10 protein-coding genes are annotated in these 15,941 nt (G+C 59.6%); 5 read left to right on the top strand and 5 right to left on the bottom strand.

Annotation, left to right across the window (positions count from 1 at the left end; all coding sequences use genetic code 11):
• The first annotated feature begins 6 nt into the window (after window positions 1-6).
• The 3 genes from nirB to cobA are packed head-to-tail and all read left to right on the top strand — an operon-like array spanning window position 7 to window position 7,632.
• Complete coding sequence (nirB, locus tag SERAS12_RS14915; protein WP_013813434.1) at window positions 7-4,155, top strand: nitrite reductase large subunit NirB; 4,149 nt, start codon at window positions 7-9, stop codon at window positions 4,153-4,155.
• Complete coding sequence (locus SERAS12_RS14910) at window positions 4,152-6,803, top strand: nitrate reductase (RefSeq protein WP_013813433.1); 2,652 nt, start codon at window positions 4,152-4,154, stop codon at window positions 6,801-6,803. Before nirB ends, SERAS12_RS14910 begins: the two co-directional genes overlap by 4 nt.
• A 13-nt stretch (window positions 6,804-6,816) precedes the next feature.
• Window positions 6,817-7,632: a uroporphyrinogen-III C-methyltransferase gene (gene cobA / locus SERAS12_RS14905; RefSeq protein WP_013813432.1), complete on the top strand. Its 816-nt coding sequence runs from the start codon at window positions 6,817-6,819 to the stop codon at window positions 7,630-7,632.
• A gap of 4 nt (window positions 7,633-7,636) precedes the next feature.
• Here cobA and SERAS12_RS14900 read toward each other — a convergent pair whose 3' ends face one another.
• From SERAS12_RS14900 to SERAS12_RS26260, 3 genes are all read right to left on the bottom strand, one after another.
• Window positions 7,637-8,203 (bottom strand): YbhB/YbcL family Raf kinase inhibitor-like protein, encoded by a 567-nt coding sequence (locus SERAS12_RS14900; RefSeq protein ID WP_013813431.1) that lies wholly within the window; start codon window positions 8,201-8,203, stop codon window positions 7,637-7,639.
• Between the two features lie 165 nt (window positions 8,204-8,368).
• Window positions 8,369-9,043, bottom strand: coding sequence for an A24 family peptidase (locus SERAS12_RS14895; RefSeq protein ID WP_013813430.1), 675 nt, complete (start codon window positions 9,041-9,043; stop codon window positions 8,369-8,371).
• The gene (locus SERAS12_RS26260) at window positions 9,033-9,326 is read right to left on the bottom strand and encodes a hypothetical protein (protein WP_143760034.1); all 294 of its coding nucleotides are present in this window, start codon (window positions 9,324-9,326) and stop codon (window positions 9,033-9,035) included. The genes SERAS12_RS14895 and SERAS12_RS26260 overlap by 11 nt, the downstream gene beginning before the upstream one ends.
• A 246-nt stretch (window positions 9,327-9,572) precedes the next feature.
• Between SERAS12_RS26260 and SERAS12_RS14885 the strand changes: the two genes are divergently transcribed.
• Complete coding sequence (locus SERAS12_RS14885; protein ID WP_013813429.1) at window positions 9,573-11,087, top strand: YchO/YchP family invasin; 1,515 nt, start codon at window positions 9,573-9,575, stop codon at window positions 11,085-11,087.
• Here the strand turns inward: SERAS12_RS14885 and narL are convergent.
• Together narL and narX are read right to left on the bottom strand one after the other, a co-directional pair.
• Window positions 11,084-11,734, bottom strand: a complete 651-nt coding sequence (gene narL / locus SERAS12_RS14880; protein ID WP_013813428.1) for a two-component system response regulator NarL — start codon at window positions 11,732-11,734, stop codon at window positions 11,084-11,086. The two genes, SERAS12_RS14885 and narL, sit on opposite strands and share 4 nt — an antisense overlap.
• Before the next feature lie 11 nt (window positions 11,735-11,745).
• Window positions 11,746-13,530, bottom strand: coding sequence for a nitrate/nitrite two-component system sensor histidine kinase NarX (gene narX, locus SERAS12_RS14875; RefSeq protein WP_041416165.1), 1,785 nt, complete (start codon window positions 13,528-13,530; stop codon window positions 11,746-11,748).
• A gap of 363 nt (window positions 13,531-13,893) precedes the next feature.
• Between narX and SERAS12_RS14870 the strand changes: the two genes are divergently transcribed.
• Window positions 13,894-15,288, top strand: coding sequence for a NarK family nitrate/nitrite MFS transporter (locus tag SERAS12_RS14870; RefSeq protein ID WP_013813426.1), 1,395 nt, complete (start codon window positions 13,894-13,896; stop codon window positions 15,286-15,288).
• Window positions 15,289-15,941 lie beyond the last annotated feature (653 nt).

Below are 15,941 nucleotides of genomic sequence, written 5' to 3'. Positions count from 1 at the left end.
AGCCGAATGATGGACAAAACCCAACTGGTGGTGATTGGCAACGGCATGGCCGGGATGCGTCTGGTGGAAACGCTCTGCCGGCTGGCACCCGCGCGCTATGCCGTCACGGTGATTGGCGAGGAGCCGCGCGGCAACTACAACCGCATTCTATTGTCACCGGTGCTGGCAGGGGAAAAGGCGTTCAGCGAGACCCTGTTGCACGATCTTGACTGGTATCACCGGCACGGTGTGCGGCTGCTGGCCGGTGAACCGGCGCTGGCGGTGGATCGGCAGCAAAAGCGGGTGATGACTGCCCGGCATGAGGTGCCTTATGACCTGCTGGTGTTCGCCACCGGTTCGCGTCCGTTGATGCCGCAACTGCCCGGCGTGACGCTGAACGGCATTTACGGTTTTCGCACGCTGGACGACGTTGAAGCCATGCTTGGCCGCTGCCGACCAGGGCGGCCTGCGCTGGTGGTGGGGGGCGGCGTGCTGGGAATAGAGGCGGCGGCGGCCCTGACGCAGCGCGGCATGACCGCCGGCGTGGTGCACCGTGGCACGCACCTGATGGAGCGGCAACTGGATGCTCGCGCCGGGCGGATGCTGCAACGCAACCTGCTGCAGCGCGGTATCGAGTGTCGGCTGGCCTGCGAGGTCAGCCGGTTCCACGGCACAGAACAGGTTCAGGCCGCCACGCTGAGCAATGGCGAACAGCGCGATTGTGATCTGGTGGTGATCGCCGCCGGGGTGCGGCCCGAACTCAGCCTGGCGCAGGCTGCCGGGCTGGGCTGTGAGCGCGGTATTTTGATCGACGATCGGATGCAGACTGAGGATCCGGCGATCTTCGCCATCGGCGAATGCGCCCAGCTAGATGCCACCACCTTCGGTCTGGTGGCACCTTGCTGGCAACAGGCGGAGCTGTTGGCGCGGCGGTTGAGCGGTGAGCAGGTACCGGGCTACCGACCGACGCCGCTGCATACCCGCCTGAAAGTCAGCGGTATCGAGATGTTCAGCGCCGGTGAAATGATCGCCGACGCGCAAACCGATCTTCACCATGCCGAAGACCCACAGGCGCAGCATTACCGCCGCCTGCTGGTGCGCGACGGCAGATTACAGGGCGTTGTGTTGTACGGCGACGCCCAGGACAGCCCTTTTTATCTGCGGCAACTTGGTCAGCCGGTGAGTCAACCGGAAGCCCTGCTGTTTGGCAGTAGCGAACCCGAGGCGCCGCAGGCGTCTGACGAGAGGACATCTGATATGCATAAGCCCGTTTTGCTGGTTGCCGGACACGGCATGGTCGGTCATCACTTCCTGGAACAGCTGGTCGCTCGCGAACTGCATCAGCAGTATCACATCGTGGTCTTTGGCGAAGAGCCGGTGGCGGCGTATGACCGGGTTCATCTGTCCGAGTTTTTCTCCGGCCGCAGCGCCGACTCGCTGTCGATGGTGGAGGCGGGCTTTTTCGAACGTTCCGGCATTGAACTGCGGCTGGGGCAGGCGGTTTGCGCCATCGATCGCCAGCGTAAATGCGTGATCGACGCCGGGGGGCGCGAAACAGCCTATGACCACCTGGTGCTGGCGACCGGCTCTTATCCGTTTGTCCCGCCGATCCCCGGCAACGATCGCCCCGGCTGCCTGGTTTACCGTACGCTGGAGGATCTGGCGGCGATTGCCGAATGCGCCGCCAGTGCCAGCGTGGGCGTGGTGGTCGGCGGCGGTCTGTTGGGGCTGGAGGCCGCCAACGCCTTGCAACAGCTTGGGCTGAAAACCCACGTGGTGGAATTTGCGCCGCGCCTGATGGGCGTGCAACTGGATGAAGGCGGCGCGGCGATGCTGCGTAAAAAGATTGAGGCGCTGGGCGTTAGTGTGCACACCGGCAAGCAAACGCAGGCGATTATCGAAGGTTCGTTACACCGTCACAGCATGAATTTCGCTGACGGTGAAACCCTGGACGCTGATTTGATTCTGTTTTCCGCCGGCATTCGGCCGCGTGACCAGCTTGCCCGCGCCGCCGAACTGGAGGTAGGATCACGCGGCGGCATCGTGATTGACAGCCAGTGCCGCACCAGCGATGACGCTATTTACGCGATCGGCGAATGCGCGCTATGGAACGGCCAAATTTTCGGGCTGGTGGCACCGGGGTATCAAATGGCGCGTACGCTGGCGGATCTGCTGGCCGGGCGGGAAAACGTGTTCTGCGGCGCAGACATGAGCACCAAACTGAAACTGCTGGGTGTCGAGGTGGCGTCGATCGGTGATGCGCACGGCCATACGCCCGGTAGCCAAAGTTACAGTTGGGTCGACGGCCCGGCGGAAGTGTATAAAAAACTGGTGGTTGATGCCGGCGGCAAACGGCTGCTGGGCGCGGTATTGGTCGGCGACAACAGCGAATACAGTACGCTGCAACAAATGATGCTCAATGATCTGCCGCTGCCCGCCGCCCCGGAAAGCCTGATTCTCCCGGCCTTGGCCGGTGGCGCGCCAAAAGCGCTGGGCGTATCGGCGTTACCGGCCACGGCGCAGATTTGCTCCTGCCATAACGTCAGTAAAGGCGATATCAGCGGTGCGGTGGACCAGGGCTGCGGCGATTTGGCGGCGGTGAAAGCCTGCACCAAAGCTGGCACCGGCTGCGGCGGTTGCGTCGCCCTGGTGAAACAGGTGATGGAGCACGAACTGCAGCAACGTGGCGTGGCGGTGAAAAAGGACGTTTGCGAGCATTTCGCCTATTCGCGCCAGGAGCTGTATCACCTGGTGCGGGTCGGCAACATTCGTACCTTCGACGATCTGCTGGCCCGGCATGGTCATGGGCACGGCTGCGAAGTTTGCAAACCGCTGGCGGGATCGATTCTGGCCTCGTGCTGGAACGAATACCTGCTCAAGCCGCAGCACCTGCCGTTGCAAGACACTAACGATCGTTTCTTCGCCAATATCCAAAAAGACGGCACCTATTCGGTGGTGCCGCGCATGCCGGCCGGTGAAATTACCCCCGCGGGCCTGATCGCCATCGGCCAAATTGCCCAGCGTTATCAACTGTACACCAAAATCACCGGCGGCCAGCGGGTCGACCTGTTTGGCGCCCGCCTGGAGCAACTGCCGGAAATCTGGCAGCAACTGGTCGACGCCGGGTTTGAAACCGGTCATGCCTACGGCAAGTCGCTGCGTACGGTGAAATCCTGCGTCGGCTCAAGCTGGTGCCGTTATGGCGTGCAAGATTCTACCGCGCTGGCGATTGAACTGGAGCACCGTTACAAGGGATTGCGCTCGCCGCACAAAATCAAGATGGCGGTTTCCGGCTGCACGCGCGAATGCGCAGAAGCGCAAAGCAAGGATGTTGGGGTGATCGCCACCGACAAAGGCTGGAATCTGTACCTGTGCGGCAACGGCGGTATGAAGCCACGGCATGCGGATTTGTTCGCCAGCGATCTCGACACCGCCACGCTGATCCGCATGGTCGATCGTTTCCTGATGTTCTATGTCCGCACCGCCGATCGCCTGCAGCGCACCAGCACCTGGATGGATAATCTCGAGGGCGGGCTGGATTACCTGCGTGAGGTGGTGCTGGAGGATAGCCTGGGCATCGCCGCCGATCTGGAGAACGACATGCAGGCGGTGGTCGGCAGCTACCAGTGTGAATGGCAGACCACGCTCGCCAGCCCGGATCGTCTTAAGTTGTTCCGCGCTTTTGTGAACAGCGATCGGCCGGACGAAGCCATTGTCTGGCAGCCGGAGCGCGGGCAGCGTCGCCCGGCCAGCGGAGGGGAGCGCGGGCAGGTTATCGACGTGCAACCGGCCCCGGCCGCAGGCGATCAGTGGCTGGATGTCTGCGCGTTGGCGGACATTCCCGCCAACGCAGGCATTGCCGCACGTCTGGGGCCGCGGCAGATTGCGCTGTTCCATCTGCCGGGCAGCGGCGTTTATGCGCTGGCGAATCAGGAGCCGGACAGCGATGCCAACGTGCTGGCGCGTGGATTGCTGGGTGACGTGGCGGGTGAACCTGTGGTGATCTCCCCGTTGTACAAGCAGCGTTTCCGTCTGAGCGACGGCGGCTGTGTGGATAATGCGCAATCGGGTGTTACTGCCTGGCCGGTGCGGGTGACGGCGGGCAGAGTCTGGGTGTGCAGCCAACCGTTGGCGGTGCAGGCCGCCATGCAGGAAGCGACGGACGTCGCATCATGACCGCCGCGCATTGTACCACCTGTCCTTACTGCGGCGTTGGCTGCGGCGTCGCCGTCGAAAAGCGCAGCGACGGCGCGGTGACGGTCAGCGGCGATGTCGCCCACCCGGCAAATCAGGGGCGACTGTGCGTGAAAGGCAGTGCGCTGGGAGAAACCCTGGATTTGGCGGGCCGGTTGCTTCAGCCGCAGGTCGACGGCCAAACGGTGGGCTGGGACGACGCGCTGGAGCAGGTGGCACAGCGTTTTAGCCGCGTGATTGAGCAGCACGGCCCGCAGGCGGTGGCGTTTTACGCTTCCGGCCAGTTGCTGACCGAAGACTATTACGTCGCCAATAAGTTGATGAAGGGCTTTATCGGCGCGGCCAATATCGACACCAACTCCCGGCTGTGCATGGCATCGGCGGTGGTGGGCTACAAGCGGGCGTTCGGTGGCGATGCGGTGCCTTGCTGCTATGAGGACATCGAGCAGGCGGATCTGGTGATCCTGACCGGTTCCAACACCGCCTGGGCGCACCCGGTGGTGTATCAGCGGCTGGTGAAGGCGCGCCAGCAGCGGCCGCAGATGCGCGTAGTGGTGATTGATCCGCGAGAGACGGCGACCTGCGATATTGCCGATCTGCACCTGCCGCTGCGCCCTGGCAGCGACGCCGCTCTGTTTACCGGAGCGCTGCGCTGGCTGGTGCAGCACGACGGCCTGGATAACGCCTTTTTGCATCAGCATGCCAACGGCGTGGAGGAAACGCTGGCGGCGGTGGCCGACTGGGAACCGGAGCGGGTAGCGGATTTTTGCGAGCTGCCGCTCAGCGCCGTGCTGGCCTTTTTCACCTTGCTGAAAACATCGCGCGACTGGGTGACGCTCTATTCCATGGGCATCAACCAATCTTCAAGCGGTGCGGATAAATGCAACGCAATCATCAATCTGCACCTGGCGGGCGGGCGCATTGGCCGGGCGGGCTGCGGCCCGTTTTCGATTACCGGCCAGCCGAATGCGATGGGCGGGCGTGAAGTGGGCGGGCTGGCCAACCAGTTGGCGGCGCATATGGGGTTCAGCGACGAGGATACCGACCGGGTACAGCGTTTCTGGCAGTCGCCGGGCATTGCCAGGCAACCCGGCCTGAACGCGGTAGAACTGTTCCAGGCGATGGCCGCCGGGCAGGTGAAGGCGGTGTGGATCATGGGCACCAACCCGGCGGTGTCGTTGCCGGATGCGGACGCGGTGCGACAGGCGTTGAAACGGTGCCCGCTGGTGGTGGTGTCGGAAGTGATGGCGGTGACCGATACCGCAGAACTGGCGCACATCCGCCTGCCGGCGCTGGCCTGGGGCGAAAAAGAGGGCAGCGTCACCAACTCCGAACGCTGCATATCCCGCCAGCGCGCGTTTTTGCCGCCGCCGGGAGAGGCGCGGGCCGACTGGTGGATCCTCAGCCAGGTGGCGCGGCGCATGGGCTATGGTGCGGCGTTCGGCTACCGGCACCCTTCGGAGGTTTTCAGTGAGCACGCCGCGTTATCCGGGTTTGAGAATAACGGAACGCGTGCGTTCGATATCAGCCTTCTGGCACAGGCGGATCAGGCGCAGTGGTCGCGCATGGCACCGGTGCAGTGGCCGGTCAATACCCAGCATCCTGGCGGGTGTCGGCGCCTGTTCAGCGATGGCCGCTTTTTCCATGCGGACGGCAAAGCGCAACTGCTGCCGGTAACGCCGCGCCTGCCGCAAAATGCGGTATCGCCGCGTTACCCGATGGTGCTGAACACCGGCCGTATCCGCGATCAGTGGCACACCATGACGCGCACCGGCAAAGCGGCGCGCCTGATGCGCCACCTCAGCGAGCCGTTTTGTGAAATGCACCCACAGGATGCTGCGGCGTTGGGCATTGCCGATAACGCCCTGGTGCGGCTCAGTTCGCCCCACGGCTGGATGTTGGCGCGGGCGCAGTACCATCCGGGACAGCGGCGCGGCAGCGTATTCGCACCTATGCACTGGAATGGCCAGTTTACCGCTCAGGGCCGGGTTGACAGCCTGATCCCGCCGGTGGTCGATGCTCATTCCGGCCAGCCGGAAAGCAAACATGCGCCGGTACGGGTCAGCCCGTGGCCGACGAGTTGGCAGGCGGAGATTTTCCTGCGCGCCGAGGTAGCGCCACCGGCGGGCATTTACTGGAGCCGGGTAGCGCAGGACGGCCTGACCCACTACATCATGGCCGGGCAACGACCGATCGAAGACTGGCAGGGCTGGTTACGGCGGCATTTTCCCTTGGCGGGGCTGACGCTGCAAACCGCGCAACTGGCCCAACGCGGTTTGCACGTCATTGGTTGGCGTCAGAACGAGGTGCAACTGGCGTTTTATGTTCGCCAACAGGCTCCGATGCTCGATCGACCGGCAATTCTGAGCGCTTTTGCACAGCCGCCGGTCGGTGGACCGCAGCGGTTGGCGTTGTTAGCGGGGCGAGGGGCTGCAGGGCAGCCGGCGGCCGGGGCGACGATTTGCAGCTGTTTCGGCGTGGGCGAGAATCGCATTATTACGGCGATTCAGGCGGGCTGCCATAGCGCCAGTGAATTGGGCGAGCGTCTGCAATGCGGCACTAACTGCGGCTCTTGTTTGCCGGAACTGAAAAAGTTGATTCAACAGCATGCGGCCCAACGGGTGGCATAGTGGAGGAGATGCAATGAAGGCATTTGAAATGCTGATGTTGGCTGGGGATCGTCGCCAGCCGGTGCGCCGGGGCGAAGTATGGTTGGTCGGTGCCGGGCCGGGGGATGCCGAGTTGCTGACGTTGAAGGCGCTGCGGGTTCTCCAGCAGGCGGACGTGGTGGTGTTTGATCGACTGGTTTCTCCGGCGGTGATGGCGCTGCTGCCTGCGGAGGCGTTGCGTATCGACGTGGGCAAATCCCTGCGCTGCCACACTCTGGCGCAATCGGAGATCGAACAACTGCTGGTAGAGCTGGCGCAGGCCGGTAATCGGGTGGTGCGGTTGAAGGGGGGTGACCCTTTTATTTTTGGTCGTGGCGGCGAGGAGATGGCCTGGTTGCAGCGTCATGGCGTGGTCTGCCATGTCGTGCCGGGCATTACCGCCGCCAGTGGCTGCGCGGCGGCAAGCGGTATTCCGTTAACCCACCGGGATTATGCGCAGTCAGTACGTTTTGTTACCGGCCACTGCCGTAACGGCGAGGTGGATCTGGACTGGCGGGGATTAGTCAGCTCGGGGCAGACGCTGGTGTTTTATATGGGGCTGGCCTTGAGTGAAACCATCGCCGCACAGCTGCTGCGTCATGGTATGGCGGCGGAGATGCCGTTGGCGATCATTGAACGCGGCACCCAGCCGCAGCAGCGGGTATTGATCGGCACCCTGGGCGAACTGCCGGCGATCATAGCTCGACAGCGGCCGGTTTCACCCAGTCTGCTGGTGATCGGTGAGGTGGTCAGCCTGTACCGCGCTGCGGCGGTGACCGCGGAGACCCCGGCAGAGGCGTTGGCGGTCTGAACGACTATTGGCCGAAGCGGCCGATAAGGCCCGCGCCACCCTTGGCGTGGCCTTGCAGTTTTTCCAGGAGTTGTTCGCGCGTTAAGCCTGGGCCAAATGCATGGGGCGGGAGATCGGTGGCGATCAGCACGAAAGTATAGTGGTGCAACCCTGAACCGGCCGGGGGACAAGGGCCGTGATAAACCGCAGTACCCGGCGAGTTTTTGCCGCCAACAAAGCCTTTGCCCAGGGTGAGATCGCCCTCGGCGAAGCCGCTGGTCGAGACGGGAATGCCGTAGGCCACCAAATGGCTGACGCCAAGGCCGCTGCGCCCTTCGGGATCGGACAGCAGCAACGCGAAACTTTGGGTGCCTGTCGGTGGGTTGGCCCAGTTCAGCGGCGGTGAAACGTTATCGCCAGTGCAACTGGCATTGCCCGGCGTCGCGCCGGCATATTTTTGCGCCAGCCTTCCGCCATCCTGAAACGCCGACGAGGTGAGGGTAAAGGTGCCGGCCGCCTGCGCCGCGAATGACAGTGACCCCGTCAGTAACGTCGCGCCGAGCGCGAGTGCGGATAAACCATGACCGATCATATAACCTCCCGTATTGATTTAGGCAAAACCCCGTTTTGGCTTAGCCAAAGGATAGCGGTGCAGGTGAAGCATCGCCATAACAGCCGTACCGACAGTGGGCTATAACAGCGGTAAAATGGCCCTGTGCGAATCTGTCGCCAGAGTGAAATAAGGTGAAATTTAGCGTTATACCCCGTTGAACGGCGCTATTCCCTTGCCGGCCGTCGACAGCAGCAATGGCCAGGCCGCCGCCGCCAGATACAGGCCGAACGGCAGCGGAGTTTGCCAGCCGGGTTTACGCATCAGGCCGGTAATGGCCACTGCGCATAATCCCGTCGCCGCCGCACCGGTGACCAACATCGGCAAGGCGGGCCAGCCGACCCAGGCGCCTAATGCCGCCAACAGTTTAAAATCTCCTTGCCCAATGCCATCCCGTTGATGACGGCGGCGATAGGCCGCGTTCAGTAGCCACAGCGACAGATAACCGACGACGGCCCCTGACACCGCCTCCGCCAGCGAAGTGAAATAGCCTTGCTGGTTAACCAGCAGCCCGGCCCATAGCAGCGGCAGTGTCAGGCGATCCGGCAACAAACGGTGCCGCCAATCGATAAACGCCAACGCGATCAATACCGCCGCCACCGGCAGCAATACCACGCGGTGCAGGAGCGGCATGCCGAAAGGCAATGCCGCCAGCCCGGCGCAAACGGCAGCCCCCATTATCCAGCGCGCCTGCTTTGGTGAGGGTCCCAACAGGCTTGCCGATACGCAGTGAATCAACCGCGTAGCGATGGCTGCAGCAAGCAGCAGGGCCGGGATAAACAGGCAGCGATGCCAGAGATCGTGTTGCGCGTCATCGAGCATAAAACGTCCTTGTCGAGCTGAAATTAGCGTTCAAAATAACGGCAAAATGCGGTTGATAGGGAAAAATGATGCCATCAATGGTTGGCATTGCGATCTTGGCCGCAAAGCATTGTTCAGCCAAAAGAGGGATAGCAAAAAATTGCGTATTGCTGCGCATAATCAAGACATTATTGGTCCCGTTGATTTCCGTCTGACGTTTTTTTCGGCAAAATTTCAGGTGAAATAAAGTGAATTCACTCCTTTTGGTGGCTCGGAACCGGGCATTTTTATGGCTTGATGCCATCGCCTCTGCGGAGGTGATGATTTTGTTACGCTGTCACATGAATAACTGAGGTTTATCCGATGGTTTCTCATCATAAATCGACTAGGCTTGGGTATTCATGATGCGCTTTGGCGCCGGGCCCTTGAAAGGGGATAAATGCCCTGTGTTAGAGTGTGCGAAGGTTGAGTTGTCTGCCGCCTGGAGTGGCCGCAGCAAAAAAAGGATTGATGCGCCTTGCCCTCCGGATGAGGGGATGGCGACAGAGTAATGACTCACGTTATACAAAAAACACGTTACAGAGTGAAAAAAGCCGTTCATTTTCTCCCTCGCTTCACCGGCAGTTTACCGGCGGCGCTACTGATGTGGCCACTCGTCTGGTTTTGCGGCGCGTTACCCGCCCAGGCTGAATCCCCGCCGGCACCCGATTCGCTCGCTCATTCATCGGGCAATGATTTACCCGAGCTTGGCGGCAACGCCCAGGACGACGCTGCGCGTGAGAAAGAGTGGGCCACGATGGCCAAACAGCTGGGTGAACGTAATTTGAATAACGTTTCCGGCCAGCAGGTGCGCACCCGCGCCGAGAACTATGTGTTGGGCCAGGCAAACGACGTCTTGCAGCAGCAAGCGCAGGAGCTGTTATCGCCGCTGGGCACTGCCAAACTGTCGCTGGCGGTGTCCAACCAGGGGGATTTTGCCGGCAGCAGCGGCCAGTTGTTCAGCCCGCTGTATGACGTCAACGGCTTGCTGACCTACAGCCAGCTCGGTCTTTTGCAGCAAAATGACGGTTCGCTGGGCAATCTGGGGATCGGGCAACGCTGGGTCGCCGGGAATTGGCTGCTGGGGTACAACACGGTGCTCGACAGCGATTTTGAGCGCCGGCACAACCGTGCCAGCGTGGGCGCCGAAGCCTGGGGCGATTTCCTGCGCTTTTCCGCCAATTATTACTATCCGTTGTCGGCGCTGGCGCAGCAGAAAAATGACGCGGTGTTCCTCAGCCGGCCGGCGAGCGGTTATGACATTACCACTCAAGGATACCTGCCATTCTACCGCCAGATTGGCGGTTCTCTCAGCTATGAGCAGTACTGGGGGGAGAATGTCGATCTGTTCGGCAGCGGTAAAAAGCAAAGCGATCCGCGTGCCATGCAGTTCGGGGTGAATTACACGCCGGTGCCGCTGGTGACGGTGAAAGCGCTGCACAAGATGGGCGAAGGCGGAGTGAGCCAGGATCAGATCGAGCTGGCGCTGAGTTACCGGCTTGGTGTCCCCCTGGTGAAACAGATATCGCCAGAGTACGTTGCGCAGGCCAAGTCGCTGCGCGGCAGCCGCTATGACAATATCGAACGCAAAAATGTCCCGGTGTTGGCGTTCCGACAACGCAAAACGCTGCAGGTGTTTTTGGCTACGCCGCCGTGGAGCCTGAGGGAAGGGGAAACGCTGCCGCTGGCGCTTGAAATTAAAGCGGCCAACAAAATCGCCCGCGTCAGTTGGCAAGGGGATACCCAGGCTCTGAGCCTGACACCGCCGCAAAACGGTAACGATCCGCACGGCTGGAGCCTGATTGTGCCTAAGTGGGATGCCTCTTCGGGCGCAAGCAACAGTTACTCTTTATCGGTTACGCTGGAAGACGATAAACACCAGTTAGTGACATCCAACTGGATCCAACTGCACGTGACGCAGCCCCTGACGCTGTCTTCCGGCACCGACGAGGGGTTGCCGCCGGCGAAAACCTTGCAAACGCCGGCGATACCGGCGCAGACCGGGCCACTGAACGGCGGCGATTAACCGTTTTTCCCCTGCAACACCCAGACGGCGGCTTCAACGCGCGATTTCAGCTTCATTTTTTTCAGCAGGTGTTTGACGTGCACCTTGACGGTACTCTCGGTGATCGTCAGCCTGCGGGCAATCATTTTGTTCGGCAGACCCTGGGCGATCAGTTTCAGAATATCGCGCTCACGCGGCGTCAGTTGCTGGATATCGCGTTCGGCGCTGGGACGGTTCTCACGCAGGCTGGCGGCCAGGATCGGCGTCAGGGCTTCGCTTAACACCATCTGGCCCGCCGCCGCCTGATGCATGGCCTTCAGCAGATCCTCCGGCTCCATGTCTTTCAGCAGGTAGCCGTCGGCGCCGCGTTTCAGAGCGCTGACCACATCATCTTCGTGATTTGAGACGCTAAACACCACGATGCGGCCCGATAGCGCGGTCATGCGCAGGCGATCCAGCGTCTCCAGACCGTTGATGCCCGGCATGTTCAGGTCGAGAAGGATCAGATCAGGATCGTGCTCTTCGGCCAGCGCAACGCCCTGTTCGCCATTGCCGGCTTCGGCAATCACCTGCAGGCGTGGGTCCATAGCGATCAACTGCTTTACGCCATTACGCAGCATCGGATGGTCATCAATCAGTAAAATGGTGGCAGCGGTTTCAGTCGTCATGGTTTCTCTCATTAATCGATGGCGTGGTTGTCCGGTTTGAATACCACCCGGACTTCAGTGCCGCCGCCGCTGCAGGGTAAAATCTCGCAGTGGCCGTGCAGGCTTTTGGCGCGATCGCGCATAATTATCAGGCCATAGTGATCGGGGCGGAAGGTCTCTTCCGGCAGCCCGCGTCCGTTATCGCAGACGCTCAGGGTAACTTCGCCTCGTCGATTGACCACCTGAATGCTTACCCGGCTGGCCTGGGCATGTTTATTTATGTTGCTTAACGCTTCGCGGGCAATCTGCAACAGGTGAATAGCCTGATAAGAAGGCACCGTGCGTGGCGTCAACTGGTAATCGAGATCAATGGCAACGCCGAGCCGCTGGTTAAATTCCTGTACCGTTGATTGTAGCGCCGCCAGCAGCCCCGGCTCGGTCAGGCGCAGACGGAACGTGGTCAGCAGTTCGCGGAGTTGGCGGTAGGCGATGTTCAGCTCTTCGCGCATCTGTTGCACCAGCGCCAGGTTGGCGGGCGAGAGCTCCGCACCCTGCATTTGCAGGCAACCGGTCTGCATTTTCAGGCACGACAGCGACTGGGCAATGGAGTCATGCAGCTCACGTGCAATCGCTGCGCGCTCTTCCATCAGCATCAGCTGTTGCTGATGATCGACCTGGCGTTCAATCGCCAACACGCTGGTCAGTTGTTCTACCAACGTGTTAACCAACTGGCGATGATCGTCATTTAGCGGCCGTTGCGGCGAGTGTTGTGCGACGATCACCCCGTAATCGCCCAGTTTGTCGCTTAAACGCCAGCTCAGTGAAGGATGATGGGCGTGTTGTTGGCCGTCATCGTTCAGGCAGGCGCTGCAGACCGGGTTGGTGCAATATTCCGGTCGTAGCGGCAGGTTGCCGCTCAATTGTACAAATTGTTCCTGACTGTTGTTCTCGTACAGGCGAACCTGAATGGCGCGCAGCGGCGTCAGGCTTTGCAGTTGATTGAGTATCGGCGTCAGGCGACTGCACAGCGGCTCATTGCCGTGCAACTGGCGGCTGGCTTTATAAAGGAAGCTCAGCACCTGGTTTTTTTGTTGCAGGTCGGCGGTTTTTTCCGCCACCCGCAGCTCCAGCCCGCTGTACATGGCGGAAAGTTCGTCGGACATGGTATTTAACGCGCCGCCGAGCGAGGCCATCTCATCCTGGTGGCCGCGTTGGGCAAAACGCCGGCTGAAATCGCCGCGGCCCGCCGACAGCGCCATCGCCACCAGTTGCCGCCAAGGATGCAGCAGACGACGGCGCAGGTAACAGATGGTACCGACCAACAAGAGCAGGGTCAGCGCGATAAATCCCGCCTGGACCAGCGTCACCATCAACAGCCGCCGTTCGGTCTGGTGGTCAATGTCGGACACCAGCTTATCCAGCAGGGTGACGAAATGCGCGACCTGCGGCGCAGCCTCGTCCGGGTGCCGAGCCTGACGCAACTGCGGCAGCAGGGTTAGCTGCCAATAATCATGCAGCGTCTGAAATTGTTCAGTCATCTCCTCTTGTTCCAGCGAACGCTGAAGATCGGGACTGTCTTGATCCTGATCCAGTTCGCGGATCAGCGCTTCGCTGCGAGCATCCAGCGGAACCTGCGACAGCAGGCGATAACTCTGCATACGCAACGAGCCGGCCTTATTGATGGCATGCGCGTTGCCCTGAATGCTCTGCGACATCCAGGCGGAAATGCCCATTCCGGCAATGCCCAATATGCCTAGCAGTATCATCAGCACGGCGACCTGGTTAACGATGGAAAGTGGAGCCAACAGGCGTTTCATGTTGCTTGGATCCCCGGAGGTAGAGTGTGGCGACGGCTGGAAACCAGAGGGCGAAAGCAGGCGGTGCCAGCGAAGGCGGTAACGATTTGGCGTCATTTTTCACCATCCTTGCAGGCAACCCCATACCTCTAACGAAGTACTTCTTAGTTTCCGCGCGCCGTTGCAGGTGGGCGGCAGAGGCGTTATATCAATTTTAACAAATTGATTTATAAATATATTATCTGGAATCGCCGCTTACTCATAAAGGGATGTCGGTACGTTTACCGCGCAGGGCTACCTGCATCCGGGTTGATTTACATCAACTTTGCTCGGGAGGGGGCCACCTAGGGTGTGCGAAGTTATCATCCTGTCTCTGAGGTTTTTATGTCGCAATCTGCAACGTCATCATCAAAAAAAACAGGTGCGGTTATTCAGAACTGGCAGCCTGAGGACGCCGCGTTCTGGCAACAGCGTGGCCAGGCTATCGCCAGCCGCAACCTGTGGATTTCCGTTCCTTGTCTGTTATTGGCCTTCTGCGTCTGGATGTTGTTCAGCGCGGTTGCGGTCAATCTGAACAAGGTTGGCTTCAATTTCACTACCGACCAGCTTTTTTTGCTCACCGCGCTGCCTTCCGTTTCGGGTGCCATTCTGCGCGTACCCTATTCGTTTGTGATCCCGCTGTTCGGCGGCCGCCGCTGGACGGCAATCAGCACCTGTTTACTGCTGGTACCCTGCCTGTGGCTGGGGTTTGCGGTTCAGGATACCTCTACTACCTATGGCATTTTTGTCATCATCTCTCTGCTGTGCGGCTTCGCCGGCGCCAACTTTGCCTCCAGCATGGCCAACATCAGTTTCTTCTTTCCAAAGGCCAGGCAGGGCGGTGCATTAGGCTTGAACGGCGGGCTGGGCAATCTGGGCGTCAGCGTGATGCAACTGGTGGCCCCGTTGGCGATCTCCATCGCCATGTTCGGCGCTTTTGGCGGCACGGGTCAGGTTCAGCCGGACGGCAGCCAACTGTGGCTGGAGAACGCCGCATGGATCTGGGTGCCGTTTCTGTTGGTCGCCACGCTGGCGGCGTGGTTCGGCATGAACGACCTGGCGGCTTCGAAGGCCTCGCTCAGACAACAGTTGCCGGTGCTCAAGCGCGGCCATCTGTGGATGCTGAGCCTGCTGTATCTTGCCACTTTCGGATCCTTCATCGGTTTTTCCGCCGGTTTCGCCATGCTGTCGAAGACGCAGTTTCCGGACGTGGTGATCCTGCATTATGCCTTCTTCGGCCCGTTCCTTGGCGCCCTGGCACGGCCGGTAGGCGGTGCGCTTTCCGATCGGTTTGGCGGTATTCGCGTCACGCTGATTAACTTTGTGTTGATGGCGGTGTTTGCCGCACTGTTGTTCCTGACCTTACCGGGGGCCGGGCATGCGGGTTCCTTTATTGCGTTTTACGGTGTCTTTATGCTGTTGTTTCTTACCGCCGGTTTGGGCAGCGGCTCGACCTTCCAGATGATCGCCGTGATCTTCCGTAAAATTACCCTTGAGCGGGTTAAGGCTCGAGGCGGGAGCGACGAAAGCGCACAGCGCGAAGCTGCAACCGATTCCGCAGCCGCTCTGGGGTTTATCTCGGCGATTGGCGCCATCGGCGGTTTCTTTATTCCGAAAGCATTTGGCACTTCCCTGGCGCTGACCGGTTCACCGGCGGGTGCGATGAAAATTTTCCTGGTGTTTTACCTGTTATGCGTGGTGATTACCTGGGCTGTGTACGGCCGTAAAAAAACGGCCTGATGAGGTTTGTTCCTCCCCGACAGGGGAGGGACTGTCTCTTTTTCTCTCCGCGTAATTTGTTTTTCCTCAGTGAAATTCCCCGCCTTTAGGTAATATTCTTATTTCCCCATGCTGAATTTCCCTTTTTTAATAGGTGCATCTCTCACTTCATGTTTTTCAATCAAGAATACCCCACAGTATTATTGTTAGCGTGATTTTCATTTTATTGTCGGAATTTTTACAGAAATAAAGCATGCTGGTGACATAGCCTGTTATGGTGAGTGACAGATATCTTCATTATTTGAAGGTTGTGTAGCCAAATTGAAAATATGTCTTTGTATTTGGTGCTTTGTTTCATGGAGTGATTAAATCAGATAACTCTCATTCTGTTTTCGCTGGCTTTTTGTAGGCTATCTGGCAATCGGATTAGGTGGAAAAACAGGTGATACTTACAGGCTTTCGGGTGAATTTCACAATTTCACTTAACCAACAAAGTTATAACATATATAGAGTTTTTGTTTCAAATCAGTCTGTTGGCTGATTTTTATTGCCGGTAAACATGCAAAGAAACCATGTTACCAACAGGGAAAAAGAGAACATTCTGAGAATCGGATCTTTGGTATTCGAGGTGATGTAAAAAATGAAATCAGCGAATTTTTATAAAAATAAACATC

The organism is Serratia sp. AS12, assembly GCF_000214195.1.
In the GTDB taxonomy this organism is placed as follows: Bacteria; Pseudomonadota; Gammaproteobacteria; order Enterobacterales; family Enterobacteriaceae; genus Serratia; species Serratia plymuthica.
The sequence above is the reverse complement of the archived record's forward strand: the minus strand, read 5'-3'. Positions and strand labels throughout refer to the sequence as shown.

Excerpts from the sequence above, each read along its gene's own strand:
- SERAS12_RS14900 (WP_013813431.1), bottom strand. The coding sequence starts at position 8,203 with ATGATCGGTCATGGTTTATCCGCACTCGCGCTCGGCGCGACGTTACTG.
- narX (WP_041416165.1), bottom strand. The coding sequence starts at position 13,530 with ATGAAACGCCTGTTGGCTCCACTTTCCATCGTTAACCAGGTCGCCGTG.
- SERAS12_RS14910 (WP_013813433.1), top strand. The coding sequence starts at position 4,152 with ATGACCGCCGCGCATTGTACCACCTGTCCTTACTGCGGCGTTGGCTGC.
- SERAS12_RS14895 (WP_013813430.1), bottom strand. The coding sequence starts at position 9,043 with ATGCTCGATGACGCGCAACACGATCTCTGGCATCGCTGCCTGTTTATC.
- nirB (WP_013813434.1), top strand. The coding sequence starts at position 7 with ATGATGGACAAAACCCAACTGGTGGTGATTGGCAACGGCATGGCCGGG.
- narL (WP_013813428.1), bottom strand. The coding sequence starts at position 11,734 with ATGACGACTGAAACCGCTGCCACCATTTTACTGATTGATGACCATCCG.
- SERAS12_RS14870 (WP_013813426.1), top strand. The coding sequence starts at position 13,894 with ATGTCGCAATCTGCAACGTCATCATCAAAAAAAACAGGTGCGGTTATT.
- SERAS12_RS14885 (WP_013813429.1), top strand. The coding sequence starts at position 9,573 with ATGACTCACGTTATACAAAAAACACGTTACAGAGTGAAAAAAGCCGTT.
- cobA (WP_013813432.1), top strand. The coding sequence starts at position 6,817 with ATGAAGGCATTTGAAATGCTGATGTTGGCTGGGGATCGTCGCCAGCCG.
- SERAS12_RS26260 (WP_143760034.1), bottom strand. The coding sequence starts at position 9,326 with ATGGCATCAAGCCATAAAAATGCCCGGTTCCGAGCCACCAAAAGGAGT.